The sequence below is a fragment of the Micromonospora sp. RP3T genome (assembly GCF_003027925.1).
Taxonomy (GTDB): domain Bacteria; phylum Actinomycetota; class Actinomycetes; order Mycobacteriales; family Micromonosporaceae; genus Micromonospora.
Map to the genome: position 1 here is coordinate 188,472 of NZ_PYPS01000004.1, position 25,688 is coordinate 214,159.

24 protein-coding genes are annotated in these 25,688 nt (G+C 74.4%); 11 read left to right on the plus strand and 13 right to left on the minus strand.

Annotated features, from left to right (window positions below; translation table 11 throughout):
- Positions 1-50: 50 nt before the first annotated feature.
- Complete coding sequence (locus C8054_RS05390; protein WP_233219501.1) at positions 51-935, minus strand: ABC transporter substrate-binding protein; 885 nt, start codon at positions 933-935, stop codon at positions 51-53.
- Between the two features lie 151 nt (positions 936-1,086).
- On the opposite strand from C8054_RS05390, the gene C8054_RS05395 reads away from it, so the two are divergent.
- Positions 1,087-1,785, plus strand: coding sequence for a hypothetical protein (locus tag C8054_RS05395; RefSeq protein ID WP_107155601.1), 699 nt, complete (start codon positions 1,087-1,089; stop codon positions 1,783-1,785).
- A 103-nt stretch (positions 1,786-1,888) separates the two neighbouring features.
- Positions 1,889-2,539 (plus strand): fasciclin domain-containing protein, encoded by a 651-nt coding sequence (locus C8054_RS05400; protein WP_107155602.1) that lies wholly within the window; start codon positions 1,889-1,891, stop codon positions 2,537-2,539.
- Positions 2,540-2,597: 58 nt separating this feature from the next.
- Here the strand turns inward: C8054_RS05400 and C8054_RS05405 are convergent, their stop codons facing one another.
- Positions 2,598-3,344 carry a hypothetical protein gene (locus C8054_RS05405; RefSeq protein WP_107155603.1) on the minus strand — a complete coding sequence of 249 codons (747 nt, stop codon included), beginning with the start codon at positions 3,342-3,344 and terminating at the stop codon, positions 2,598-2,600.
- A gap of 84 nt (positions 3,345-3,428) precedes the next feature.
- On the opposite strand from C8054_RS05405, the gene C8054_RS05410 reads away from it, so the two are divergent.
- Positions 3,429-4,355, plus strand: a complete 927-nt coding sequence (locus C8054_RS05410; protein WP_107155604.1) for a diacylglycerol kinase — start codon at positions 3,429-3,431, stop codon at positions 4,353-4,355.
- On the opposite strand, the gene C8054_RS05415 is transcribed toward C8054_RS05410, so the two are convergent.
- Positions 4,318-5,244, minus strand: a complete 927-nt coding sequence (locus C8054_RS05415) for a DMT family transporter (RefSeq protein ID WP_199199546.1) — start codon at positions 5,242-5,244, stop codon at positions 4,318-4,320. The genes C8054_RS05410 and C8054_RS05415 overlap by 38 nt on opposite strands.
- A 123-nt stretch (positions 5,245-5,367) precedes the next feature.
- Positions 5,368-6,132, minus strand: a complete 765-nt coding sequence (locus C8054_RS05420; protein WP_107155659.1) for an HAD family hydrolase — start codon at positions 6,130-6,132, stop codon at positions 5,368-5,370.
- A gap of 86 nt (positions 6,133-6,218) precedes the next feature.
- Here C8054_RS05420 and C8054_RS05425 point away from each other — a divergent pair, with 86 nt between their 5' ends.
- Positions 6,219-8,999 (plus strand): RNA helicase, encoded by a 2,781-nt coding sequence (locus C8054_RS05425; protein WP_107155606.1) that lies wholly within the window; start codon positions 6,219-6,221, stop codon positions 8,997-8,999.
- 166 nt (positions 9,000-9,165) lie between these two features.
- Positions 9,166-10,056, plus strand: coding sequence for an MHYT domain-containing protein (locus tag C8054_RS05430; RefSeq protein ID WP_107155607.1), 891 nt, complete (start codon positions 9,166-9,168; stop codon positions 10,054-10,056).
- Positions 10,057-10,217: 161 nt separating this feature from the next.
- Here the strand turns inward: C8054_RS05430 and C8054_RS05435 are convergent, their stop codons facing one another.
- Positions 10,218-11,141, minus strand: coding sequence for a 5'-3' exonuclease (locus C8054_RS05435; RefSeq protein WP_107155660.1), 924 nt, complete (start codon positions 11,139-11,141; stop codon positions 10,218-10,220).
- Between the two features lie 98 nt (positions 11,142-11,239).
- Here C8054_RS05435 and C8054_RS05440 point away from each other — a divergent pair, with 98 nt between their 5' ends.
- Positions 11,240-12,316 (plus strand): DUF4037 domain-containing protein, encoded by a 1,077-nt coding sequence (locus tag C8054_RS05440; RefSeq protein WP_107155608.1) that lies wholly within the window; start codon positions 11,240-11,242, stop codon positions 12,314-12,316.
- 171 nt (positions 12,317-12,487) lie between these two features.
- A complete protein-coding gene (locus C8054_RS05445) occupies positions 12,488-15,064 on the plus strand; it encodes a discoidin domain-containing protein (RefSeq protein WP_107155609.1) in 2,577 nt (858 codons plus the stop codon).
- Between the two features lie 64 nt (positions 15,065-15,128).
- Here C8054_RS05445 and C8054_RS05450 read toward each other — a convergent pair whose 3' ends face one another.
- The 7 genes from C8054_RS05450 to C8054_RS05480 all read right to left on the minus strand — a co-directional run bounded on the left by C8054_RS05450 (position 15,129) and on the right by C8054_RS05480 (position 19,802).
- Positions 15,129-15,890, minus strand: a complete 762-nt coding sequence (locus tag C8054_RS05450) for a glycosyltransferase family 2 protein (RefSeq protein WP_107155610.1) — start codon at positions 15,888-15,890, stop codon at positions 15,129-15,131.
- Between the two features lie 60 nt (positions 15,891-15,950).
- Positions 15,951-16,613 (minus strand): YdcF family protein, encoded by a 663-nt coding sequence (locus C8054_RS05455; RefSeq protein WP_107155611.1) that lies wholly within the window; start codon positions 16,611-16,613, stop codon positions 15,951-15,953.
- A 74-nt stretch (positions 16,614-16,687) separates the two neighbouring features.
- Positions 16,688-18,124 (minus strand): cellulase family glycosylhydrolase, encoded by a 1,437-nt coding sequence (locus C8054_RS05460; RefSeq protein WP_107155612.1) that lies wholly within the window; start codon positions 18,122-18,124, stop codon positions 16,688-16,690.
- Between the two features lie 135 nt (positions 18,125-18,259).
- A complete protein-coding gene (locus C8054_RS05465) occupies positions 18,260-18,550 on the minus strand; it encodes a BON domain-containing protein (RefSeq protein ID WP_107155661.1) in 291 nt (96 codons plus the stop codon).
- A complete protein-coding gene (locus C8054_RS05470; protein WP_199199548.1) occupies positions 18,547-19,110 on the minus strand; it encodes an STAS domain-containing protein in 564 nt (187 codons plus the stop codon). The genes C8054_RS05465 and C8054_RS05470 overlap by 4 nt, the downstream gene beginning before the upstream one ends.
- Positions 19,107-19,421 carry a hypothetical protein gene (locus C8054_RS05475; protein WP_107155662.1) on the minus strand — a complete coding sequence of 105 codons (315 nt, stop codon included), beginning with the start codon at positions 19,419-19,421 and terminating at the stop codon, positions 19,107-19,109. The genes C8054_RS05470 and C8054_RS05475 overlap by 4 nt, the downstream gene beginning before the upstream one ends.
- Before the next feature lie 9 nt (positions 19,422-19,430).
- Positions 19,431-19,802 carry an STAS domain-containing protein gene (locus C8054_RS05480; RefSeq protein WP_107155613.1) on the minus strand — a complete coding sequence of 124 codons (372 nt, stop codon included), beginning with the start codon at positions 19,800-19,802 and terminating at the stop codon, positions 19,431-19,433.
- A 149-nt stretch (positions 19,803-19,951) separates the two neighbouring features.
- On the opposite strand from C8054_RS05480, the gene C8054_RS05485 reads away from it, so the two are divergent.
- From C8054_RS05485 to C8054_RS05500, 4 genes are all read left to right on the plus strand, one after another.
- On the plus strand, positions 19,952-20,626 hold the full coding sequence (locus C8054_RS05485) for a response regulator transcription factor (RefSeq protein ID WP_107155614.1): 675 nt from the start codon (positions 19,952-19,954) through the stop codon (positions 20,624-20,626).
- On the plus strand, positions 20,623-21,972 hold the full coding sequence (locus C8054_RS05490) for a cell wall metabolism sensor histidine kinase WalK (protein WP_107155615.1): 1,350 nt from the start codon (positions 20,623-20,625) through the stop codon (positions 21,970-21,972). The genes C8054_RS05485 and C8054_RS05490 overlap by 4 nt, the downstream gene beginning before the upstream one ends.
- Positions 21,969-22,574, plus strand: a complete 606-nt coding sequence (locus C8054_RS05495; RefSeq protein WP_107155616.1) for a GerMN domain-containing protein — start codon at positions 21,969-21,971, stop codon at positions 22,572-22,574. Before C8054_RS05490 ends, C8054_RS05495 begins: the two co-directional genes overlap by 4 nt.
- Before the next feature lie 128 nt (positions 22,575-22,702).
- Positions 22,703-23,512, plus strand: coding sequence for a SigB/SigF/SigG family RNA polymerase sigma factor (locus C8054_RS05500; protein ID WP_107155617.1), 810 nt, complete (start codon positions 22,703-22,705; stop codon positions 23,510-23,512).
- 60 nt (positions 23,513-23,572) lie between these two features.
- Here C8054_RS05500 and C8054_RS05505 read toward each other — a convergent pair whose 3' ends face one another.
- A complete protein-coding gene (locus C8054_RS05505; RefSeq protein ID WP_107155618.1) occupies positions 23,573-25,600 on the minus strand; it encodes a glycosyl hydrolase family 28-related protein in 2,028 nt (675 codons plus the stop codon).
- Between the last annotated feature and the right edge of the window lie 88 nt (positions 25,601-25,688).

Here is a 25,688-nt window from a genome sequence, read left to right on the forward strand (position 1 = left end):
CGCTGCTCGGGGGCGGCGTTCGTCGTCCCGGGAGGTCGGCCGGGCGGGGGTCAGGCCACCCGGCGGGCGGCGGTGGGGGACAGCGGCGCGACGGCGTCGGGGTGCAGGATCGCGGCGATCGCCTCGGTGCCGTCGACCAGGCGGGGACCGGCCCGCACGATGAGCGCGTCCGCGTCCACCGCCCAGACCTCCGCGCCGGGGAAGTGCCCGGCCACCGCGCCGGCCTGGTCGGCGGCCCCGTCCAGTCGGAAGCCGCACGGCGCGACCAGCACCACCTCCGGGCCGGTGGCCCGCAGTTCCGCCCAGGTCGTCGGCGTGGACCGGGCCCCCGCGCTGGTCGCCACCGGCTCGCCGCCGGCGACGTCCACCAGGTCCGGGATCCAGTGCCCGGCACCGAACGGCGGGTCCACCCACTCGATGACGGCGACCCGCCGCCGGGGCCGGCCGGCCACCGCCGACCGGATCGCCGCCAGCCGGGCGCGCAGGCCGTCCACCAGGGCCTCGGCGCGGTCCGGCACCCGGGCCGCCGCGCCCACCGCGCGGATCGTGCCCAGCACGTCGTCGAGCGTGTACGGGTCGAGCGACAGCACCTCCGCCCGCGCACCGAGATGGTCGACGGCGTCGGCCACCCGGCCGGACGGCAGCGCGCAGACCCGGCACAGGTCCTGGGTGAGGATCAGGTCCGGGTCCAACCCGGCCAGCGCGCCGGCGTGCAACGTGTACAGGTCGTCGCCGGCGGCGACCCGCTCCCGCACGTACGCGTCGATCTCACCGGGGCTCATGCCGCGGGTGTCCCGACCGCCCACCACCACCGTGACGCCGGCCCGGTACGACGGCGGCACCTCGCACTCGAACGTCACCCCGACCAGGTCGTCACCGAGACCCAGCGCGTAGACGATCTCGGTGGCGGACGGCAGCAGGGAGACCAGACGCATGCCGCCCATCATGCCGGGCCGGCGCGCGGCTGCACATTTCGAGTCGCCCTCGGGCCTTGCCGCCGCCGCCGGCCCGCTTAGACTCTGCTGACTCCGCCGAGTCCCACGCCCGTCCCGGTCAGCGCGCTGACCTCCGCTCCGGAGAGCCCCGATGAAAAGCCGTACCGCCGCCGTCCTGACCGTCCTCTGTGCCGCCACCGCGCTCACCGCCTGCGGCGACGACGAGCCCGCGCCGAAGGGCGAGCAGGTCCCGGTGACCGCCACCGACACCAGCTGCGAGGTCACCACCACGCTGTTCACCCCCGGCACGGTGACCTTCACCGTGACCAACCGGGGGCAGCAGGCCACCGGCGTCTACGTCTACGGTCGGGAGGGCGACGCCTTCACCAAGGTGGTCGCCGAGGTGGCCGACGTGCCGGCGGGCCGCACCGGCGACCTGCGCGCCACGCTCGCCACCGGCTCCTACGAGGTGGCCTGCAAGCCCGGCCGGCAGGGCGACGGGGTGCGTACCCGGATCACCGTCTCCGACGACGGCAACGTGGCCAGTGCCGCGGCCGAGACCGCGTACGACCGGGCGATCGCCGTCGAGCTGACCGGTGACACGCTCACCGGCGCGGACGGGCTGATCGCCGAGCCCGGCGAGAAGCTCTCGCTGAAGGTGACCAACAAGACCGCCGGCGCCCGGACGCTGTACGTGCTCAATCCGGACGGCAAGCGGATCGCCGAGCTGAAGGCGGAGCCGAACGGCACCGCCGAGACGGTGGTGGCCCTGGGCGCGGCCGGGAACTGGACGCTCAAGGTCAAGGGCGACGGGGTGCCGTCGGTGAGTAAGCGGTTGGTGGTGCGCTGACCGGAAGAGTTGCGACGCGGGTGCATCCATCGGGGACGGTGCGGGCGAAGCAAGGGTCGTGACGACAGTCACGGACCTGGTCGCCTCGACGAAAGGCTCCCCGATGAACATCGCTCGTCTCGCCGCCCGGCTGGCCGTGGGTGCCACGGCCGCGGCGGTGGCCACCGCCGTCGCCGCCGCGCCCGCCCAGGCCGGCGCGAAGCAGCCCGGCACGCGTTCGCTGGCCGCGGTGCTCACCGCCGACAAGAGCGGCTTCGACCGCAACGCGCGGGACTTCGACGTGCTCACCAAGGCGGTCCTGACCGTGTTGGAGGCGAAGCCGAACTCGCCGGTGAAGGTGCTCACCGACGGCACGGTCGCGCTGACCGCGTTCGTGCCGAACGACTACGCGTTCCGCGAGCTGGTCCGCGACATCACCCACGCGCGGACGCTGCCGAGCGAGAAGGCCGCGTTCGACGGGGTCGCCGGCCTGGGTGTGGACACCGTGGAGAACGTGCTGCTCTACCACGTGGTGCCGGGCGCCACGATCGACCGGAAGGCGGCGCTGAAGGCCGACGGCGCGGAGCTGTCGACCGCGCTCGGCGCCTCCGTCGAGGTCGACGTGCGGCACTGCTGGTACGGCAAGCAGGTGCGCCTGGTCGACGCGGACACCAACGACCGTGACGCGCGGGTGGTCCGCTACGACATCAACAAGGGCAACAAGCAGATCGCCCACGCGGTGGACCGGGTGCTGCGCCCGGTCGACCTGCCCTGACCCACGTTCCTTCCGACGGCGTCCGGCTCCGTGCCGGGCGCCGTCGGCGTGTCGCCGGTCAGCGGACGGAGTGGCCGAACTGGCTGCTCAACGCCAGCCCGGCGGAACAACTCAGCTCACCGGGGGCGAGTTGGACGTGGGAGGGCCGCCACGTCTCGGTGGCGCCCGTCGGGCCGACGCGGGCGAGCAGGCAGTCGTACTGGCTGGCCCGCAGCGCCACGCCGACCGTGCCGCCCCGCACGGTGATCTCCTGCCGCACGGCCGGGTCGAGTTCCAGGCCGGCCACGGCGGCACGGGCCGCGGCCTCGTCGGGGCCGGACCGGGTGAGCGCCGCCCGGAGCCGGGCGTCGACGCCGGTGAGGGACGGGTCCCGAGGGACCGGCAGCGGGTCGCCGGTGGGGCAGTCGATGTCGTCGTCGCGCTCGTCCCGTTCGGGGCCGAGGTTCAGCCGGAAGCAGACCGGCTCGGTGCCCTCGACCCGCTCGCCCCAGTCGTTGACGCCGACGCCGTGCCCGGTCACCCGCAGCACCAACGTCACCCCGGTCTGCCAGTGCGTCTCGCCGCGTACCTGGAGCACCTCCACCGCCTGCTCCTGCCCGGCGGCGTGCACGAAGTCCTCGGCCCGGTAGAGGTGGTCGACGTCGAACCGACTCTCCAGCCGGTCGACCGTACCGGTGGCGTCGGCGACCGCGCTGTCGTGCCAGGGCGTCTCACCCGGCCGGTGCGCCCACCACAGCCCGGCGGCCAGCGCGAACGGGGCGAGCGCGAACGGGGCGAGGACGGCGATCAGCGTGCGGGAACGCATGGCGCGGAGTATGCCGTACGGTCGTCCGCGCCGCGGCCCCGTCGATCACCGACGTCTGGTGGGCGGTGCGCCCGGTGTCGTACCGTGCTCGCCGTGACCGCGCCCGATCATGTTCCGCCCGGCCCGGTGGCCGTGCTCGCCAACCCGACCGCCGCCCGGGGCCGGCACCGGGGCCTGCTGCCGGAGGTCCTGACGCGCCTCGGCGCCGCCGGCCGCCCGGTGGAGCTGCTGCGTGCGCGTACCGCCGGGGAGGCGGAGGCGGCGTGTCACGCCGCGGTGGCCGGCGGCGCCGGGGCGCTGGTCTCGGTCGGCGGCGACGGCACCGTGCACCGTGCGGTGCAGGCGGTCGCCGGCACGGCGGTGCCGTTCGGGCCGGTCCCGGCCGGCACCGGCAACGACTTCGCGGTGGACACCGGCTACCCGGCCGACCCGCTCGCCGCCGTCGACGTGATCGCCGCCGCGCTGGCCGCCGGCCGGAGCCGCCCGGTGGACCTGGCCCGGCTGTCCCGGCCCGGCGACGCCGACCGTTGGTTCGGTGCGGTGCTCGCGGCCGGCTTCGACGCGATCGTCAACGAGCGGGCCAACCGGATGCGCTGGCCGCGCGGCCGTCGCCGGTACGATCTGGCGATCCTGGTCGAGCTGGCCCGGCTGCGCCCCCGCCGCTACCGGCTCACCCTGGACGGCGTGCCGCACGAGGTGGACGCGGTGCTGGTCGCGGTCGGCAACGCGGCCAGCTACGGCGGCGGCATGCGGATCTGCCCGGACGCCGACCCGACCGACGGGCTGTTGGACGTGGTGGTGGGCGGTCGCTTCGACAGGCGCACGCTGATGCGGGTCAAGCCCCGCATCTACCGGGGCACCCACGTCACGCACCCGCTGGTGCGGACCTACCGGGCGCGGACGGTGGAGCTGACCGCCGACGGCATCACCACGTACGCGGACGGCGAGCGGGCGTTCCCGTTGCCGGTGACCGTCACCGCCGTGCCGGCGGCGCTGCGGCTGCTGCGCTGACCACGGCCGGTGGTGGGGCGGCGGCGTGGACCGCACCCGCGCTCGCGGCCACCACCAGCGCGATGGCGAGCACCTCGACCGGGTGCAGCGCCTGACCGAGAACCAGCCAGCCGGCCAGCGCGGCGATCGCCGGTCCGAGGCTCATCAGCACCGCGAACGTGGCGGTGGGCAGCCGTCGCAGCGCCGCCAGTTCCAGGCTGTAGGGCAGCACCGAGGCGAGCAGCGCCAGCCCGGCGCCGAGCCCCAGCACCGCCGGGTGGGTCAGCCGACCGCCCGCGTCGACCAGCCCGATCGGCAGGGTGACAAGCGCCGCCACGGTCAGGGCCAGGGCCAGGCCGTCGGCGCGGGGGAACCGCGCGCCGACCCGGGCCGAGCAGACGATGTACGCCGCCCACATCGTGCCCGCCGCCAGCGCCAGCGCCGCGCCGACGGGGTCCAGCCGGTCGAAGCCGCCCTGCCCGAGCAGGGCGACGCCGGCCAGCGCCAGCCCGGCCCAGCACCACGCGGCGACCCGGCGTGCCCCGACCACGGAGAGCGCCAACGGGCCGAGCACCTCCAGCGTGACGGCCGGCCCGAGCGGGATCCGTTCGATCGCCTGGTAGAAGATCGAGTTCATGCCGGCCAGGGCCAGCCCGAACGCGACCACGGCGGTCCAGTCGCCGCGCCGGTGCCCGCGCAGCCGGGGCCGGCACACGACGAGCATCAGCAGCGCGCCGAGAGTGAGCCGCAGCGTGACCGCCCCCGCCACCCCGGTCCGCGGGAACAACGACGCGGCCAGCGCGGAACCGAACTGCACGGACAACGCCCCACCGAGCACCAGCGCCACCCCACCGAGCCGGCCCGGCGGTAGGGGGTGCCGGTCGGTGCCGCCGCTGACCTCAGCCGGCATGCCGGACATCGGGCCGGGCACGTCGGCCCCGGGGCTCCGCCGCGCGGCCGGCCCGGCGCTCCGCCGCGCGGCCGGCCCGAGGCTCCGCCGCGTGGCCAGCTTGACGACCCGCCGCGCGGCCGGTCACCGGACGCCGGCCAGGTCGAGCACCGCGCCCAGCCCGTTCGGCCGGCCGGGTTCGGCGCACGGCAGCACCAGCACGCCGCAGCCGGCCGCCACCGCGCCGGCGTCGGCCGGGGTGTCGCCCACCATCAGCGTGTGCTCCGGGTCGACGCCGAGCAGCCCGCAGGCCCGCAGGAAGATGCCCGGGTCCGGCTTGCAGCGCCCCACCTCGTACGACAGCGCGTACGCGTCGACAAGCGCGTCCAGGCCCCAGGCGGTGAAGAGTGGTCGCAGGTCGAAGCCGATGTTGCTGACCACCGCGACCTTCACCCCGGCAGCCCGCAGCGCGCCGAGCACCGGCGCGGTGTCCGGGTACGGCAACCAGCCCTCGGGCACCAGCACCCGCTCGTAGAGCGCGTCGGCGAGCCCGTCGATGCCGGCGTCGACGGTCTCGGCCAGCCCGGTGTAGGCCGCCCGATGGGCGTGCGGGTAGAGGTCGCGGTCGGCCCACAGCTCGGCCAGCCGGGGCGGCACCCGGGCCGGCAGCGGGCCGCCGGCCCGGCCGGCGGTGAGCAGCCGGTCGGCGAGCGAGGTGGCCTTGATCCGGTCCAGTTCGACCCCGCAGGCGGCCGCGGCGGCGCGCACCCAGGCCAGCGGCTCCTCCACCTGGGCGAGGGTGCCGTGGAAGTCGAAGAGCACCGCCTCCACGGGCCGGCGGGACGGGCTCGGGCGGACGGCGTCGTCGGCGCCGCGCGAGGCGTGGGGCAGTTCGGTACGGTCCGGCACGTCGTGCACCCTACCGACCCGCTCCGACCGCCCTGCCGGACGGCCTTGACCGGTGGTCGTCGGCGGTACCGATTAATCTTGGATGCATGTCGAGCCCCGCCGAGCGGTACGCCGCGGCGCGCCGCCGGGCCGCGCAGGCCTCCGCCTTCCCGGCCCTGGACGAATTCTCCCGCGATCTCGGGTTCGACCTCGACGACTTCCAGCGGGAGGCGTGCGAGGCCCTGGAGCGGGGCAGCGGCGTGCTGGTCTGCGCGCCCACCGGCGCCGGCAAGACGGTGGTGGGCGAGTTCGCCGTGCACCTGGCGCTGCGCGGCACCCCGGGTGGTGACGGTCCGGCCGTGCGGCGCAAGTGCTTCTACACCACGCCGATCAAGGCGCTGTCCAACCAGAAGTACCACGACCTCGTCGACCGCTACGGCGTCGCGCAGGTCGGCCTGCTCACCGGCGACAACGCGATCAACGGGGACGCGCCCGTGGTGGTGATGACCACCGAGGTGCTGCGCAACATGCTCTACGCCGGCTCGGCCACGCTCGAGGGCCTGGCCTACGTGGTGATGGACGAGGTCCACTACCTGGCCGACCGGTTCCGGGGCGGCGTGTGGGAAGAGGTGATCATCCACCTGCCGGAGTCGGTGACCCTGGTCTCGCTGTCGGCCACCGTCTCCAACGCGGAGGAGTTCGCCGACTGGCTGGTCACCGTGCGCGGCGAGACCGCGGTGGTGGTGTCCGAGCACCGGCCGGTGCCGCTCTGGCAGCACATGCTGGTCGGCAAGCGGATGTTCGACCTGTTCCACGACGCCGACGCGGCCCGCAAGCACGACGTCCACCCCGAGCTGCTGCGGTACACCCGGGACACGGTGCGCCGGCTGGAGCTGGGCGAGGGACGCAGCGCCGGCCCCGGCGGCGGGCGGCGTGGCCCGCGCTGGCGGGGCCCGATGCGCCCGGACGTCGTCGACCGGCTCGACCGGGAGGGACTGCTCCCGGCGATCCTGTTCATCTTCAGCCGGGCCGGCTGCGACGCCGCCGTGCAGCAGTGCCTCGCCGCCGGGCTGCGGCTGACCTCGCCCGACGAGCGCGCCGAGATCCGCCGCGTGGTCGAGTCCAAGGTCACCGCGATCCCGGGTGAGGACCTGTCCGTGCTGGGCTACTGGGAGTGGCTCGACGGGCTGGAGCGCGGGCTCGCCGCCCACCACGCCGGCATGCTGCCCGCGTTCAAGGAGGTCGTCGAGGAGCTGTTCGTCCGCGGCCTGGTCAAGGCCGTCTTCGCCACCGAGACGCTCGCGCTGGGCATCAACATGCCGGCCCGCTGCGTGGTGCTGGAGCGCCTGGTCAAGTTCAACGGCGAGGCCCACGTCGACCTCACCCCGGGGGAGTACACCCAGCTCACCGGCCGGGCCGGCCGGCGGGGCATCGACGTGGAGGGGCACGCGGTGGTGGTCTGGTCGCCGGAGACCGACCCCCGGCACGTGGCCGGCCTCGCCTCCACCCGCACCTACCCGCTGCGGTCCAGCTTCCGGCCGTCCTACAACATGGCCGTCAACCTGGTCGGCAGCGTCGGCGCGGCGCCGGCCCGGGAGCTGCTGGAGTCCTCGTTCGCCCAGTTCCAGGCGGACCGCTCGGTGGTCGGCCTGGCGCGGCAGGTGCAGCGCAACACCGAGACGATCGAGGCGTACGGCGCGGAGGCCACCTGCCACCAGGGCGACTTCGACGCGTACTTCGCGCTGCGGGTGGCGATCGCCGACCGGGAGCGGGCCATCGCCCGACAGGGGCAGACCCAGCGCAAGGCCGCGGCCGTCGCGTCGCTGGAGCGGCTGCGGGTCGGCGACGTGATCCGGGTGCCGTCGGGCCGTCGGGCCGGCCTGGCCGTGGTCCTCGATCCGGCGACCGGTGGGTTCGGGGAGCCGCGCCCGCTGGTGCTCACCCAGGACCGCTGGGCCGGCCGGGTCAGCCCCGGCGACTTCACCTCCCCGGCCGAGGTGCTCACCCGGATCCGGGTCCCGAAGCACTTCAACCACCGGTCCCCGGCGGCCCGGCGCGACCTGGCCGCCGCGGTCAGCGGCACCGGGCTGGACCGGCACGGCGGCCGGCGCGGCGGCCGGTCCCGCCAGGCGGTCGGGGAGGACCACCGGCTCAGCCAGCTCCGCGTCGAGCTGCGCGGGCATCCCTGCCACGCCTGCCCCGACCGGGAGGAGCACGCCCGCTGGGCGGAACGCCGCCGCCGGTTGGAGCGCGACACCGAGGAGCTGCGGGAGCGGGTCAGCGGGCGGACGGGCTCCCTGGCCCGTACGTTCGACCGGATCGTGGCGCTGCTGACCGCGCGCGGCTACCTGGCCCCCGACGGTGAGGTCACCGACGCCGGCCGGATGCTGGCCCGGATCTGGACCGAGGCCGACCTGCTGGTCGCCGAGTGCCTGCGCCGCCGGGTGTGGGACGGGCTGTCCCCGGCCGAGCTGGCCGCCGCCGTGTCGGTGGTGGTCTTCGAGGCCCGGCGGGACGTCGACGAGCGGGCGTCGCTGCCGCGCGGCGGGGTCGGCGACGCGGTCGACGAGACGCTGAAGCTGTGGGGCGACATCGAGGCGGACGAGGCGGCCCGCGGCCTCGCCGTCACCCGCGAGCCGGATCTCGGCTTCGCCTGGCCGATCTACCGGTGGGCGCGCGGGGAGGCGTTGGCCAAGGTGCTCGCCAGCGGGCACCAGATCGACGGCGAGATGCCGGCCGGCGACTTCGTCCGGTGGGCCCGGCAGGTGGTCGACCTGCTCGGCCAGCTCGCCGACTCGGGCGGCGCGTCGACCGAGCTGCGGTCCACCGCGCGACAGGCGATCTCGGCCGTGAACCGGGGCGTCCTGGCCTATCACGCCTCCGCCTGACGATCACTTTCGGTCACCGCCGGCGGGAAAACGACGCATCGCTGCGTCATCGCGACGGCACCCCCCGAACATCCGGGGGGCCGCCGTCATGCCTGCTCAGACGCTGCCGGATCATTGCCGGGACGCGTCGGGTCAGGCGTCGGTAGCGGATCGGGGGAAGGTCACCGTGGGCGAGATCAATCACTTTGAGTACGGGTGGATCACACCCGCGCTCAGCTATGCGCTGTCCGTGCTCGGCTCGGCGCTCGGACTGGTCTGCGCGGGGCGGATCCGGACCGCCACCGGCGCCGGCCAGCGAGCCTGGTGGGGTCTGCTCGCGGCCTGGGCGCTGGGCGGCACCGCCATCTGGGCGATGCACTTCATGGCCATGCTCGGCTTCGCGGTCGCCGGCACCCGGATCCGCTACGACGTGCCGCTGACCGCCGCCAGCACGGTGATCGCGATGGGTGCGGTCGGCATCGGCCTGGCCATCGTGGGCACCGGTCGGCTCACCGCGACCCGGCTGCTCGCCGGTGGCTTCTTCACCGGCGCCGGGGTGGCCGCCATGCACTACACCGGCATGGCGGCGATGCGGCTGGACGGCACGCTCGGCTACGACCCGCTGCGGGTGGCGCTCTCCGTGGTGATCGCGCTGGTGGCCGCCACGGTCGCGCTCTGGCTGGCGATGACCGTCCGGCGTGGCGTCGCCATCATCGCCTCCGCGCTGGTCATGGGCATCGCCGTGAACGGCATGCACTTCACCGGCATGAGCGCGCTGTCGGTGCACCTGCACGAGGGCCGGGGCGCGACCTCCGGTGGCACCGAGGTCAGCGGTCTGCTGGTGCCGATCGTGCTCGCGGTGGTCTTCGGCGTGGTCGGGCTGGTCTACGCGTTGCTCGCCGCGCCGTCCGACGACGACCGGGCCGGCGCCGCGTACGTGGCGGCACGGCTGGACGGCGCGTCTCCGCTGGTCGAGGCCGAACCGGCGCCGGACCCGGTGGGCCTGCGGGCCCGGTCGACGCTGGCGCAGCCGGGTGCGCAGTTCCCCTCCCGCCGAAACACCGACCGAAACCCCTGACCCGCCCCCCAGGGCCATGGCCCGGAGCACCAATTCACGGAAAGAGTGGCCATCCCGCTCGGAATGGCCACTCTTTCCGTGGAACAGCGCGGACCGGGGCGGGGGTCGGGTGACGGGGGCGCGGCGGGGGAGGGGTGGGTCAGGGGTGGGTCAGGGGTGGGTCAGGGGCGGGGGGTGGCGAGCGCGTCGACCAGGCGTCGGCAGGAGCCGGCCAGGTTCCAGCGCTGCGCCAGGTCGAGCAGCCGGTCCGGATCGGCCGGGGACGTCGGCAGCGTCGGGTCCAGCTCGGGCAGCGGCACGTCGGTGGCGACGCGGACCACCTTGGGCGCCACGGCCAGGTAGTCGCGGGCGGCGTCGAGCTTGCCGCGCAGGCCCGGCGCGAAGCCGGAAGCGGGATCGTCGAGCGCGGCCAGGATGCCGTCGAGGCCGCCGTAGCGCTCGATCAACCGGGCGGCGGTCTTCTCACCCACCCCGGGAACGCCCGGCAGGCCGTCGCTCGGGTCGCCGCGCAGCGCGGCGAAGTCGGCGTACCGGTCGGCGGGCACGCCGTAGCGGGCCCGCACCGCGGCGTCGTCGCAGTCGTCCAGCTTGGCCACGCCCCGCCCGACGTAGAGCAGGCGCGTCGGGTGGTCGTCGTCGACGAGCTGGAACAGGTCGCGGTCGCCGGAGACCACCTCGACCGGCCCCGGCTGGGTCACCGAGAGCGTGCCCAGCACGTCGTCGGCCTCGTAGCCGGTCGCGCCGACCGCCGGGACGCCGAGCGCGTCGAGCACCTCGAGGATCATCGGCACCTGCGGGGAGAGCGTGTCCGGCACGACCTCGCCGCCCTGCGGCGCGACCCGGTGCGCCTTGTACGACGGCAGCAGCTCCACCCGCCAGGCCGGCCGCCAGTCGTGGTCCAGCGTGCAGATCATCCGGTCCGGCCGACGGGTGCGCACCAGTTGGGCGAGCATGTCGAGGAAGCCGCGCACGGCGTTGACCGGCTGGCCGTCGCCCGTCTTCGCGGCCGACTCGGGAATGCCGAAGTAGGCGCGGAAGTAGAGGCTGGGGGAGTCGATCAGCAGGATCGGGGGTCGCTGTGCCACGCCGACCACTGTGGCACAGCCCACCGACGAGGTGGGGGACGCACCCGGGGGCCGGAAACGGGCGGCCCGACGAGCGCCGGTGCGCGCAGACTGGCCCGGTGAGCTTCGTACCCGGTCTGATCCTGGCCCGTCGGTTCCACGACGAGGTGGTGGCCCCGCTGCTGGCCCGCCGGCTGCCCGGCCTGCGGTACGCCGCCGGCCTGCTCGACGGCGGCTCCGAGCTGTTCGGCCTCGACACGCCCCGCTCCACCGACCACGACTGGGGTCCGCGTACCCAGGTGTTCGTGGCGGACGCGGCGCGGGTGCCCGAGGTGCGGGCGGTGCTCGACGCGGGACTGCCGGGGGAGTTCCTCGGCTGGCCGGCCCGGTTCGCCGGTGGACCGACGGTCCGGCTCGGGGTGGTCCGGGCGGACGGTGACCGGCACGGGGTGAGCGTCGACGAGCTCGGGGCGTGGCTGCGGGACCGGCTGGGTGTCGATCCGCGGGAGGGCCTGACGGCGGCGGACTGGCTGGCCACGCCGACGCAGCGGCTCGCCGAGCTGACCGGCGGCGCGGTGTTCCACGACGGGCTGGACGGTGCGCTCACCGCCGTCCGCGCCCGGCTGGCGTGGTACCCGGACGACGTGTGGCGGCACGTGCTGCTGGCCGGCTGGCAGCGGGTGGCGCAGGCCGAGCACCTGGCCGGCCGGTGCGCCGAGGTCGGCGACGACCTGGGCAGCCGGATCGTCGTGGCCGGGCTGGCCCGTGACCTGATGCGCCTCGGCCTGGTGCTGCACCGCCGCTGGCCGCCGTACCCGAAGTGGCTCGGCACGGTCTTCGCCGGCCTGCCGGCGGCGGCGCCGGTGCGGGACGCGCTGGCGGTCGCGCTCGGGCCCGGGGACTGGCCGGCCCGGCAGGCCGGCCTGGTGCGGGCCCTGGAGACGGTGGCGGCCTGGACCAACGACGCCGGGCTGGCCGCGCCCGTGGACCCGACCGCCCGTCCGTTCCACGACCGACCGTTCCTGGTGCTGCACGCGGGTCGGTTCGTCGAGGCGCTGCGCGCGTCGATCGACGACCCGGACCTGCGCGACCGGCCACCGGTCGGCGCGGTGGACCAGTACGTCGACAACGTCGACGTGCTCACTTGCCCGGAGCGGGTCCGGCGGGTCGCGGCGGCGGTGACCGCGACCGGGTGAGGACGCGGCCGGGCGCTTTGTTCCGGACTTTTCACAAGGTGCGAAAAAAGCGGGGGAAGCCGCTGCGGGGAATTGACATGCGCCACTGCGTGCGGGGATGGTCCAGCGCACGGGCGGCCACCCCGGCACGCCCGTGCCCGTTCCCGCACTCCACCCGTCCCGGAGCTGCCCATGTCACCCCTTCCGCCCGTCCGCCGCCGGCCGGTCCGCCGGCTGCTCGCCGCGCTGGCCGCGCTGCTCGCCGCCGGAGCGCTGACCGCCCCGGCGGGGCCGGCCCGCGCCGCCGACCCGCTGCTGTCCCAGGGCCGGCCCACCACCGCCTCCTCGACCGAGAACGCCGGCACCCCGGCGTCCAACGCCACCGACGGCAACACCGGCACCCGCTGGTCCAGCGCGTTCGCCGATCCCCAGTGGATCCAGGTCGACCTCGGCGTGACCGCCACCGTCTCCCGGGTCAGCCTCGCCTGGGAAGGTGCGTACGCGCGGGCCTACCAGGTGCAGACCTCCACCGACGGCGCCGCCTGGACCACCGTGTTCAGCACCACGAACGGCGACGGCGGCACCGACGACCTGACCGTCGACGGCACCGGCCGCTACGTGCGGGTGTCCGGCACCGCGCGGGCCACCGCCTACGGCTACTCGCTCTGGGAGTTCCAGGTCTACGGCACCACCGGCGGCGGCAGCGGCTGCGACACCGCGACGAACGCGGCCCAGGGCCGACCGGCCACCGCCTCGTCGACCGAGAACGCCGGCACCCCCGCCTCGGCGGCGGTCGACGGCGACCCGGGCACCCGCTGGGCCAGCGCCGCCGCCGACCCGCAGTGGCTCCGCGTCGACCTGGGCAGCGTGCGTACCATCTGCCGGGTGGTGCTCACCTGGGAGGCCGCGTACGCGCGGGCGTACCAGATCCAGACCTCGACCGACGGCGCCACCTGGACCTCGGTCTACGGCACCACCAGCGGCGACGGCGGCACCGACGCGGTGACCGTCAGCGGTACCGGCCGCTACCTGCGGGTGTACGGCACAGCCCGGGCCACCGGCTACGGCTACTCGCTCTGGGAACTGGTCGTCAACACCACCGGCGGCGGCACCGTGCCCGGCGGCGGACCGCTCGGGCCCAACGTGCTCACGTTCGACCCGTCGATGTCGGCCACCACCATCCAGAGCCAGCTCGACGCCGTCTTCCGCACCCAGGAGTCGAACCAGTTCGGCACCGAGCGGTACGCGCTGCTGTTCAAGCCGGGCGACTACTCCGGCATCAACGCGCAGATCGGCTTCTACACCTCGATCATGGGGCTCGGCCGGAACCCCGGGGACGTGCGCATCCACGGCGACGTCACGGTGGACGCCGGCTGGTTCGGTGGCAACGCCACCCAGAACTTCTGGCGCTCGGCGTCGAACATGCGGGTCTTCCCGTCCGCCGGCTTCACCCGCTGGGCGGTGTCGCAGGCCGCGCCGTTCCGCCGGATGGACATCCAGGGCGACCTGAACCTGGCCCCGAACGGCTACGGCTGGGCCAGCGGCGGCTACATCGCGGACAGCCGGGTCACCGGCGTGGTCCAGCCGTACTCCCAGCAGCAGTGGTACACCCGGGACAGCAACGTGGGCGGGTACCTCAACGCGGTCTGGAACGTGACCAACTCCGGCGTGGTCGGCGCGCCCGCGACCAGCTTCCCGAACCCGCCGTACACCACGCTGGCCCAGACCCCGGTCAGCCGCGACGTGCCCTACCTCTACCTCGACAGCGGCGGCGCCTACCAGGTGTTCGTGCCGTCCACCCGGACCAACGCGGTCGGCGCGTCCTGGCTGGGCGGTGCCACGCCCGGCACGTCGATCCCGCTGAGCCAGTTCTACGTGGCGAAGCCCGGCGACTCGGCGGCCACCATCAACACCGCGCTGGCCCAGGGGCTGAACCTGCTGTTCACGCCCGGCGTCTACGCCGTCGACCGGACCATCGCGGTCAACCGGCCCGGCACGGTCGTGCTCGGCATCGGCTACCCCACGTTGGTGCCGCAGAACGGCGTGGTGCCGATGACGGTCGCCGACGTCGACGGGGTCCGGCTCGCCGGGCTGCTGTTCGACGCCGGCGCGGTGAACTCCCCGGTGCTGTTGCAGGTCGGCCCCGCCGGCTCGGCGGCCCGGCACGCCACCGACCCCACCTCGGTGCAGGACGTGTTCTTCCGCATCGGCGGCGCGCACGCCGGCAAGGCGACCACCAGCCTGGTGGTCAACCAGGACGACGCGCTGATCGACCACATCTGGGCCTGGCGGGGCGACCACGGCACCGGCATCGGCTGGACCGTGAACACCGCCGACACCGGACTGATCGTCAACGGCGACAACGTCACCGCGCTCGGGCTCTTCGTCGAGCACTACCAGAAGCACGAGGTGATCTGGAACGGCGAGAACGGGCGCACCATCTTCTTCCAGAACGAGCTGCCGTACGACCCGCCGAACGCCGCCGCCTGGACGAACGGTTCCCGGGTCGGGTACGCGGCGTTCAAGGTCGCCGACCCGGTCACCTCGTTCGAGGGCTGGGGGATGGGCAGCTACTGCTACTTCAACGTGGACCCGACCATCGCCGCCTACCACGCCTTCGAGGCCCCGACCCGGGCCGGCGTGCGGTTCCACGACCTGCTCACCGTCTCGCTGGGTGGCAACGGGTCGATCACCCACGTCATCAACGACACCGGCGGGCCGGCGCAGGGCACGAACACCGTGCCGGTCAACGTGGTCAGCTATCCCTGACCGGGCCCGGGGGCGGCCGGCACGCGCCGGCCGCCCCGCCGGCTCGGGATCTTCGGCCGCCGGCTCAGGAGGTCCGGGCGGGGGACGGGTCGGGCGTCGCCGCGCGCTCGGCGGGCGCGTCCACCCCGACCGGGGCGAGCGAGAGCGCCCTTGCGGCGGCGAAGCCGACCAGCGGGCGGTAGATCCGGACCGAGTCGGCCAGCGCCGAGAAGTGCGATCCCGAGTTGCCGGCGTGGTAGCGGGTGGCGATGTCGACCTGTTCGATCGGCAACCCGGCCCGGACGGCGTCCAGCAGCACGTTCATCTCGTACTCGAAGCGGTCGCCGGGGACCGTGGTGAGCCGGTGCAACAGCCCGGCCGGGTAGGCGCGCAGCCCGGTCTGGGTGTCCCGTACGTCCCGGCCGGTGGCCAGCCGGAACGCGGCCCGGGTCGCGGCGTTGCCGAACCGGCTGCGGGCCGGGACCTCGCCGTCGAACCGGCGCACTCCCAGCGTCTGGGCGTCGGTGTCGCGCATCCGGTCGACCACGCGGACCACATCGGAAACCTGGTGCTGGCCGTCGGCGTCCACACAGACCACGTCCTCGTCCGGGCGGTGCGTCAGGGCGTACCGGAAACCGGTGCGCAGCACCACGCCCTTGCCCCGGTTGACCCGGCGGCGCAGCACGGTCGCGCCCCGGGCGCGGGCCTCGGCGAGCACCGGCGCGGCGTCCGGGCCGCTGCCGTCGTCGACGACCAGCACGGACGCCCCGGGCAACGCGGCGGTCAGGTCGGTGACGAGCGGCGGCAGCCGGTCACCCGGCCGATACACCGGCACCAGCACGATCACGGAACCTCCCGGGTTGGCGTCGTCCGCCGGCGCGGCCCGCCGGGTGGATCGACGAGCGTTCTACCCCGCGCGTCGGGCCCCGAATCCCCGCGTGCCGAGCAGCCGTTCCACGCGGTGGGCGGCGCGGGTCAGCCCACGTTCGCGGCGCAACAGCGCTTCCGGGGTACGCAGGCCCAGATAGCCGATCCGGCAGGCCACCCGGGCCGCCCGTTCACGTCCGGCCGGCACCGCGTCCGGGCCGGTCACCGGCACGTCCAGCAACTGCGCGCCGCGTAGCCCGAGCGCCCGCGCGGCGAGCAGCCGGATGCGGGGCAGGTGCCACGGATGGGAGACCAGCCCGAGCGGGTGGGCGGCGGTGAACCCGGCCGCGCCGAGCAGTCCGTCCTGGACGGTGAGCGCGAGGTTCTGCAACGTGGTGCGGGAGCGCGTCTCGGCGTCCAGCCGGGCGTACGCGTCGAGGCCGGCGTCGCGGGCGAGCGCCCGCATCAGCTCCCCCTCGCGGCAGCCCGCCGGCGGGTCCGGCGCCCCGGCCGGCCCGTGCGGCCAGCCACCGGTGAACACCACCCGCGCGTCGGGCGCGGCCCGGAACTCGGCCGCGTGGGCACGAACGTACCCGACGGCGGCGCGGGTGCGGGCGACACCCTCGGCGGTGAGCCGGTAACCGTGGTCGTCGGCCACCACTCCCCGGCCGAAGACCAGCAGCACGGTCGCGGTCGGCGTCATGTGCTCACGCTACGACCCGGGCGGGGGCGGGCCGGCGGCGACCCGAAGGGGGAGGGCCGCCGCCGGCCGCCCGGTCAGGAGGTGGGGAAGTTGTCCGGGGTACGGATCCGGTTGCGCAGGTACGCGCCGGACTCGGTCAGCACCGACGTGCCGGTGAAGTTCCCTGCCGCGCAGGTGCCCGGCCGCAGCGCCGCGCTGCCCTCGGGCGCGTCCGAGAACGTCCAGTTGGCGTAGCTGATCTTCAGCCGGTCGAGCAGGTCGAGCCAGGCGTTGCTGCTGGCCGTGTCGACCGCGCCGTCACCGGTGTAGGTCACCGTGCCGAACTCGGTGACGAACAGCGGCAGCCGGGCGGCGGCCCGCTGCACCTCGTTGCGGTAGTTGTCCTTGTGCGACGCGGCGTAGAAGTGGAACGTGTACATGATGTTCTCCGCCCGGACCGGGTTGTTGACGATCTCGTCGGAGTTGCCGCCGTCGGACACGCCGAGCGAGGACCAGCCCCGGGTGCCGACGATGATCACCGCGTCCGGGTCGTTCGCCCGGATCACCGGGATGACCTGCTCGGCGTAGTTGCGGATGGTCGACCAGCTCACCCCGTTGGGCTCGTTGGTGATCTCGTAGATGACGTTCTTCTTGGCCGCGTTGCGCGCCGACACGGTGGCGAAGAACGTCTTGGCCCGGTCCAGGTTGTAGGTCGGGTCGCCGGGGGTCAGCGTGTGGAAGTCGATCAGCGCGTACATGCCCCGGGCCTCGGCCTTGTCGACGAGCGTGTTCACCTGGTTGGTGAAGGCGGCCGGGTTCGTCTCGTAGCCCTGCTCCTGCACGTACATCGCGATGCGCAGCAGGTCGGCCTGCCAGTCGTCGGCGAGCGCGTTGAGCGAGGTGTCGGTGTAGCAGTTGGCGAACCACTGCAACCCGTGTGTGCTCATGCCGCGCAGTTGGATCGGGCGGCCGTACTGGTTGCAGAGGTTGACGCCGCAGACCCGGAGCTGCCCGTTGATCGCGACCGGCGTGGTGCCGGTGGGCGGCGGCGGGGTGGTCGGCGGGGGAGTGGTCGGCGGCGGCGTGGTGGGCGGCGGGGTGCTCGTGCCGCCGGTGCAGACCGTGCCGTTGAGCGTGAACGCGGTCGGGTTCGGGTTCGACCCGGTCCACGAGCCGTTGAAGCCGACGGTGGTGCTGGCGCCGGTGCCGAGCGCGCCGTTGTAGTCCAGGCTGCGCGCGGTCACCGCGGCGCCGCTCTGCTGCCAGGTGGCCGACCAGCCCTGCACCACCCGCTGGCCGCCGTCGGGGAAGCTGAAGCCCAGCGTCCAGTTGCTCACCGGGTCGCCCAGGTTCTTCACTGTCACGTTGGCGGTGAAGCCGCCCTGCCAGGAGTTGGTGGTGTAGGTGACGGCGCAGCCGGTCGCGGCCATCGCGTCCGTCGTCGGCATGACGGCGGTCGCCGCCAGGGCGAGCGCGCCGACCGCGCCGCCGACGAGCAGATGCCGCCGGGACGGGCGGGAAGTCGAGAACATGCGGGAAGGTCCCATCTGGTGGGTGGTGATCGGACGGTGCCCGTCGTCAACCTGCCCGGAAAGCCCGACGTGGCGGCCTGGGGAGCGCTCCCACGCAGAGGGTAGAGGCGTGCGCCGATGCGTGCAACCGGCGGATCAGCGCCGGGAGCGCCGCCCGCCGTAGAGCCGCAGCGCGTTGCAGACGTCGAACACGCCGGGTACGTCCCAGGCCAGCTCGGCGGCGACCCGCCGGGTCTCCGGATCGGCGACCATGCCGGCGAGGATGACCACCCGGTTCTGCACGGTGACCGTGATCTGCTGCCGCCGGGTGGTCCAGTCGGCACTGAGCCGCTGGGCCACCAGGGAGGCCAGCCGCACGTCCGCGCCGTCGGGCTCCGGCCCGTCGCCGGCGAACGGGAAATCGGGGTACGGCCAGGGCATCATCACTGCGGGAGGCTCCTTCTGCTCGCTCGTGACCTCGGGTCGGGTGCGGCACCCGACGCCGGGACGCGGTCGTCGACGACGGAGAACACGCCGTCGAGCCGCATGGTGTGCAACACGGTCAGCACGAACCGCGACGGCGCCACCAGGCACAGCCGCCGGCCGTCCCGCCGGGCCTCCTGGTGCGCGCGGACCAGCAGGCCGAGGCCGACGGAGTCGATCACCTCCAGGCCGGCGAGGTCGACAAGCACCCGCTCGCCCCGGACGTGCCGGTCGGTCAGCGCCCGGCGTACCGCCTCGGCGGAGTCCGTCTCCGGCGCGGCCGGTTGCCCCCCGACCTGTTCCAGGTCGTCCAGGCCCAGCCCGTCGTCGGCGACCGCCGCCCGGGCGCTGCACCGGGGGCAGTGGTGCGGTCCGGAGGCGAACGGGGAACCGACCCAGTCGTGCTCGAAGACCAGCGTCCACACCACCTCGGCGTCCGGCAGCGTGGTGCCCGTGCCGGTCACGCTGTCGCCGCAGGCGTCGCAGATCAGCATCATCAGGTGTTCCGCCGGTACGACAGTCACACCTCCTCCTTCCGCCGGGCCCCCGGGTCGGGCGGCGCCGACCGTTCCGCCCCGGGCCGGCCGGCGGCCAGCACCGCCAGGATGACGGCCAGGGCGGCGAAACCGCACTGCACCAGCAGGGACACCAGCACGGTGCCGTCCGGCCGTCGGTCGACCAACCCGGTCACGATCGCGCCGAGCAGCGCGGCGGCCACCCCGAGCGCGAGGGTCAACCAGACCGGTACGGCCTTCCGTCCCGGGACGGCCAGCCGCCCCAACCCGCCCACCGCGAGTCCCACGACCAGCGCCCCGACGAGCGTGCTGACGGTCACCACTCCTCCTCAGCGTGGCGCGGACGAGACCCGGGCCCGGCCGCGCGTGGCCGGGCGGGGCGTGTCGACGATGGGAACGGTCACGCCGAGTCCGGCGGTGGCCAGGATGCGCCGGATCCGGGGATGTGGGTTGCTCAGCGTGAGAGTTCCGTCACGCCGGGCGAGTTGGCGGTGCACGTCCAGCAGAAGCGCGATGGCGGCGGCGTCCACGTGCCGGCACTCGGCCAGGTCGATAGTCACCGCGCGGGGGCGCAGCGCCAGGATCTGATCCAGTACGTGGGTGACCTCGGGCAGTCCGGCCAGGTCCAGTTCCTCGGTGATCTCCACCCGGACGTGCGGCACGGTGGGCTCCGGCGGGGAGGGCGGCAGGCTGGTGGTCATCAGATCGCTTCCGTGACGGGTTCCGGTCCGCTCCCACTCTTGGCGGTGACCGTGGAGGTCACCGGACGGTTGGATGACGGTTCGATGACAAAAGCCACGAACGGCCGGCGCGATTGGGCGACCCGTGCTGCGCCGGTCATGATGCCCCTATGACGGCCGTACTGGTGATCGAGGACGACGACCGTATCCGGCTCGCGCTCCAGCTCGCGCTGGAGGAGGAGGGCTACCGGGCAGACGGGGCTGCGACGGCGGAGGAGGGGCTGCGGCGGCAGCGGGAGAGCCCGGCCGACTACGTGCTCGTCGACCTGATGCTGCCCGGCATCGACGGTTTCGACTGCATCCGCCAGTTGCGCCGCGACGACGAGGTCCCGGTCGTGGTGATCAGCGCCCGCGACGACACCCACGACATCGTCGCCGCGCTGGAGGCCGGCGCCGACGACTACGTGGTCAAGCCGGTCGCGATCAAGGAGCTGTCGGCCCGGCTGCGGGCCCTGCGCCGGCGGGCCCGGACCGTCGCCGGCCCCGCCCCCGCCCAGTTCTTCGGCGACCTGGAGATCAGTGCGGAGGCCGGCGAGGTGCGCCGTTCGGGCCACCCGGTGCCGGTGACCCGCACCGAGTTCCGGCTGCTCTGCGAGCTGGCCGAACACGCCGGTCGGGTGCTGTCCCGGCAGCAGTTGCTGAGCCGCGTCTGGGGCTACGAGACCGGTGACGAGCGGCTGGTCGACGTGCACGTGGGCCGGCTGCGGCAGAAGATCGAATCGGATCCGGCCAACCCCCGCCACCTGGTCACGCTCCGGGGCCTCGGCTACAAGCTGCAACGATGAGTCGACCCGGACTGCGCGCCCGGGTCACCGCCGCGTTCGCCGTCGGCGCCCTGCTGCTGGCCGCGCTGATGGCGCTCTTCTCGTACGACCTGACCCGCCGCTCGCTGCTCGACGAGCGTGAGCGCACCGCGATCCGGGCCGCGTACTACGACGCCGGGGTGGTCCGGTCGGGGCTGGACACCGGTGCGCCGGACGTGGTGGCCGTGCTGCGCTCGCTGGACACCGGCAGCGCCCGGCGTCCGCTGCTGCACCTGCGCACCGGGTGGTACGCCCGCACCGCCGACGTGGGCGCCAGCTCGGTGCCGGCGGAACTGCAACGCGTGGTCGCCGACGGGCAGCCCGCCGTGCAGCGGATCCGCCTCGACGGGCAGCCGACGCTGCTGGTCGGCGTGCCGCTCCCGGGCGAGCTGGGGTACTACGAGCTGACCTCGCTGCGTGAGGTGGAGGACACGTTCCAGGTGGTCGGGCTGGCGCTGACCGCGGTGGCCATCATGATCGCCGGGGCCGGCGCGGCGCTGGGCTGGTACGCCACCCGCAGCAGCCTGCGCCCGCTCACCGCGGTCGCCGACGCCGCCGAGCGGATCGCGGCCGGCGACTTCGCCACCCGCCTGGACCCGACCACCGACCCGGACCTCACCCGCCTGTCCAGCTCGTTCAACGAGATGGTCGACAAGCTGGTGCAGCGGATCGACCGGGACCGGCGGTTCGCCGCCGACGTCAGCCACGAGCTGCGCTCCCCGCTCCAGACGCTGGCCGCGGCGGCGAGCGTGCTGAACCGTCGCAAGGAGCACCAGGACGAGCGCACCGCCACCGCGGCCGGCCTGGTCGCCGACGAGGTGGCCCGGTTCCAGCGGCTGGTCGACGACCTCATCCAGCTCGCCCGCACCGAGCAGCCCGCGCACCGGCAGACCGTCGACGTGGCCGAGCTGGCGCGGGCCGCCTGCCGGGAACGGTCGTTGCCGGAGAGTCTGGTGGCGGTGGCCGACGGGGTGCCGCACCAGTGGTGGATCGACCGCCGCCGGTTCGCCCAGGTCCTGCTGAACCTGCTGGAGAACGCCGAGCGGTACGGCGGGGGGCCGGTCGCGGTCCGTCTCGGCGCGGCGGACGGGGTGGGCGTCCTGGAGGTCGACGACGACGGGCCGGGGGTGCCGCCGGCGGATCGGGAGGCCATCTTCGACCGGTTCGTCCGGGGCCGGGCCGCGCACGCCCGGGCCGGCACCGACGGCACCGGCCTCGGGTTGGCCCTGGTGGCCCAGCACGCCGCCGCGCACGGCGGCACCGCCGCCGTGCTGGACCGGGGGCGGGGCGCCCGGTTCCGGATCGAGCTGCCGGGAGCGGTCCGATGACGCGGCGGGCGGTGCCGGGTCTTGCCGCCGGCGGGCGGCCGACCGTTCGACGGCTGGTGCCGGCGGTGCTCGCGGTCGTGCTGCTGGCCGGCTGCGGCGTGCCGGTCGACGACGAGCCCCGGCTGGTCCAGCCGCCGCCCGGGCGGTTCCCGACGCCGGCGGGCACCACGACGGCCGATCCGGACGGGCGGGTGGACGAGCCGTTCTGCTTCGTGCGCGACGACGGGCTGGCGGTGGTGACCCGCCGGGTGGACGGCCTGCCCGGGGTGGACGCCCACCTTCAGCACCTGCTGGCCGGGCCGGACCAGACGGAGCGTCGGCGTGGGCTGGCCACCGCGTTGCCGGGCACGGTGGCGGTGGCCGGGGCGGCGCTGGCCGGCACCGTCGCCACTGTCGACGTGCGGCAGGCCGGCGAGGAGACCGGCCGTAACGACGAGGTGCTCGCGTTCGGGCAGATCGTGTGCAGCCTGACCCAACGGCCGGACGTGGACAGCGTCGCGTTCCGCCGGGACGGCGAGCCGCTGGAGGTGCCGCGCGCCGACGGAAGCGTGTCGGCACTGCCGCTGACCGCCGCTGATTACCGTCCGCTGCTGCCGCGCTGATTTTTTGTCCACTTATGAGGCAAACATCCATCGTCCGTTCGGTTGATTTGCTGGTGAACTTTGGTCTAGTGTTGCTCCCACGACCGGTGTGGGGGTCCCACCCGTTCTTCGAGGACAGGAAGGGCAGCATGACCACGATGACCATGGCACCGTCCGCCACCGAGGTGCACCGCGCGCCGCAGACCGGTGAGGAGTCCCGTGCCAGCGAGCTGATCGCGGCGCTCGCCGAACTGCCGGCGGACCACCCGAAGCGGGCCGCCCTGCGCAACCAGGTCATCGAGGCGTGGCTGCCGCTGGCCAACCACCTGGCCGCCCGCTACAGCGGTCGCGGCGAGCCGGCCGGTGACCTCGCGCAGACGGCCGCGCTGGGCCTGATCAAGGCGGTGGACCGGTTCGACGCCTCCCGCGGTGTCGACTTCGCCGGCTTCGCCATCCCGACCATCCTCGGCGAGATCAAGCGGCACTTCCGCGACCGCACCTGGAACATCCGGGTGCCGCGCCGCCTCCAGGAGCTGCGGCTGCGCATCTCCGAGGCGAACAGCTCGCTGACCCAGACGCTCAACCGGGCGCCGACCGTCGCCGACATCGCCACGCACCTCGGCGTCACCGAGGAAGAGGTCCTGGAGGGCCTGGAGGGCGCGCGCGCCTACAACGCGGTCTCGCTCTCGACCCCGATCGGCGACGGCGACAGCGCCACCGAGCTGGGCGACACGCTCGGCATCGACGACAACGAGTACGAGCTGGCCGACCTGCGCGCCTCGCTCGGCCCGGCGCTGGCCACGCTCGACGAGCGGGAGCAGAAGATCCTCACGCTCCGCTTCTACGGCAACCTGACCCAGAGCGAGATCGCCGCCAAGGTCGGTGTCTCCCAGATGCACGTGTCGCGGCTGCTCGCCCGCGCCCTGACCAAGCTGCGGGGCCAGCTCACCGAGGCCTGATCCACCGCGCTGATGCCGCCACCTCACCGAGGTGGCGGCATCACGCGTGTGCGGTACCGATCACCAGGTCGACGGCGGGGGCGGCGGCACCACCGGGGGGCGGTCGTCGCAGGTGATGGTGTTGGGCAGCAGCCACGGGGCGAGCCATCCGCCGTTGCCGCCGAGGTCGGTCACGGTGAACTCCGACCCGGCCGGGGTGAAGTGGAACGAGCCGCAGTTGTTCACCCCGACCGCGCCCACGTTGCGCGCGTCCACGCCGGCGAAGCTCGCGCCGCCGGCGGTCCGGGCGCTCACCACCGACGTGCCGGTGCCGTCGACCCGGACGTCGCGGAACACGACGCCGTCGATGCGGACCTGATCCTTCACCGGCCAGTCGCTGACCAGCATGATCGCGTTGTAGGTGCTGTCCAGGTAGGCGTCACCGGTCACCTGGATGTCGGCGTCGATGCTGCGGTCCAGCGCGTAGAACCAGATCGCGCCGAGGCCGATGTTCCAGTTCAGGTCGTAGGTGCCGGCCCGGACCGTGGTGTTGCCGGTGATCCGGACGCGGCCGGCGAACGGCTCGGCCCCGAACCGGGCGCCCACGTGGATCGCGCTGCCCTCGCGTACCGGGTCGGCGACCAGGTTGTGCGCCACGGTCAGGTCGGCGCCGCCGTACAGCGCGATGCCGTTGGCCAGCACGGGGGACTGCACCGTGTTGTACGCGAACGTGTTGCCCGTGTTCGCGGTCCCCTCCGACCACATGGCCAGCGCGTCGTCGCCGCTGTTGCGGACCACCGAGTTGGTCACCGAGGAGCGCGTGACGCCGGTGTGGAAGTTGAGGCCGTCGGCGATCTGGTCGGCGATGACGGTGTCCGTGACACGCAGCCCGGTCATCGGCCCGTCGAACCACATGCCGACCTTGGTGTGGTGCAGGTAGAGGCCGTCGATCGTACTGTGGTTGAGCGCGCCGCCGAGCGCGTTGACCTGGTCGGTGTCGATCCGCTCGCGGACGTCGCCCTCGATGGCGAAGCCGGCGAGGTGGACGTCGCGGCTGCCGCCGTCGGCGGCGTCGCGTCCGTAGAAGCCGACGCCGGTGTGCCGGGAGCCGTCCGGCGCGGGCGGGTCCAGGGCGACCTCGCGTCCCGTCACGACGGTGTACCAGCTTCCGGCGCCCACGATCGTCACGTCGTCGACGATCACGTGCCGATTGACCTGGAACCGGCCCGGCGGCAGGTAGAGCGGACGGTCCACCCGCCGGGCGTACGCGACGGCCCGGTCGAACGCGTCGGCGGACTCCCGCCGCCCGGTCGGGTCGGCGCCGAAGGCGAGCACGTTGACCGCGCGGGGCACCACCCGGGGCGGGGCGATCAGGTGTGCGTCCAGCAGGTCGATCACCGTCCAGGCGGCGGCCGTCCCGGTCGGCGCGGTCAGTCGGACCACCTCGCCGGCCCGGTGGGTGCGCCCGAGCAGCAGCCGCTGCTCGTCGTAGAAGTGGTGCGGCCGGAACGGCTTGGCGATCGCCGGGGCGGGCGTGGTGGCGGCCGGCACGCAGGAGCACTCGGTGATCCACCAGTCCGGGTGCAGCAGCTCGGCGTCGGGGTCGTTGGTGAACGGGTACTGGTTGTAGAGCCAGGCGTACGCCGAGGTGAGCCGCATCGTGCGGGCGGGAGCGCGCCCGACGTCGACCCGCAGCGGCGCGGTGATGCCGCCGCCGCCCGGCGCGTCCGGGATGCTGTACCGCACGGTCAGCGCGTTGGTGGCCCGGGGCAGCGTGAACTCGACGTGCTGACCGGGGAGCAGGCGCACGGCGCGTCGGCCGGACGCCTCGCCGGCGAGCGTGTAGGCGGAGCGGTCGGGGCCGATCACGGTGCCGGTGGTCCGCGCGTTCTCCGCCTCCTGCTCGACGTGGTCGACGGTGGCGCCGCGACCGGTGGTCAGCGCCGGGTCGAGGGCGGCCCGCGTCACCACCGGCGCCGGGCCGGGTGACCCGGCCGCGGCGGTGGCGGCACCCGGCGGTACGACGAGGGCGGCGGCGGTGACCGCCACCGCGAGAATTCTCGGCAGTGACGGGCGACGGCCCGACCTGCTCTCCACGCTCCGCTGCATCGGAGCACCCACTTTCGCGAGGAGGGACGGGGCCTCGGCGGAGGCGGGGGGTGCCGGCCGACAAGGTGCCTCATGTTATTCCTGACAC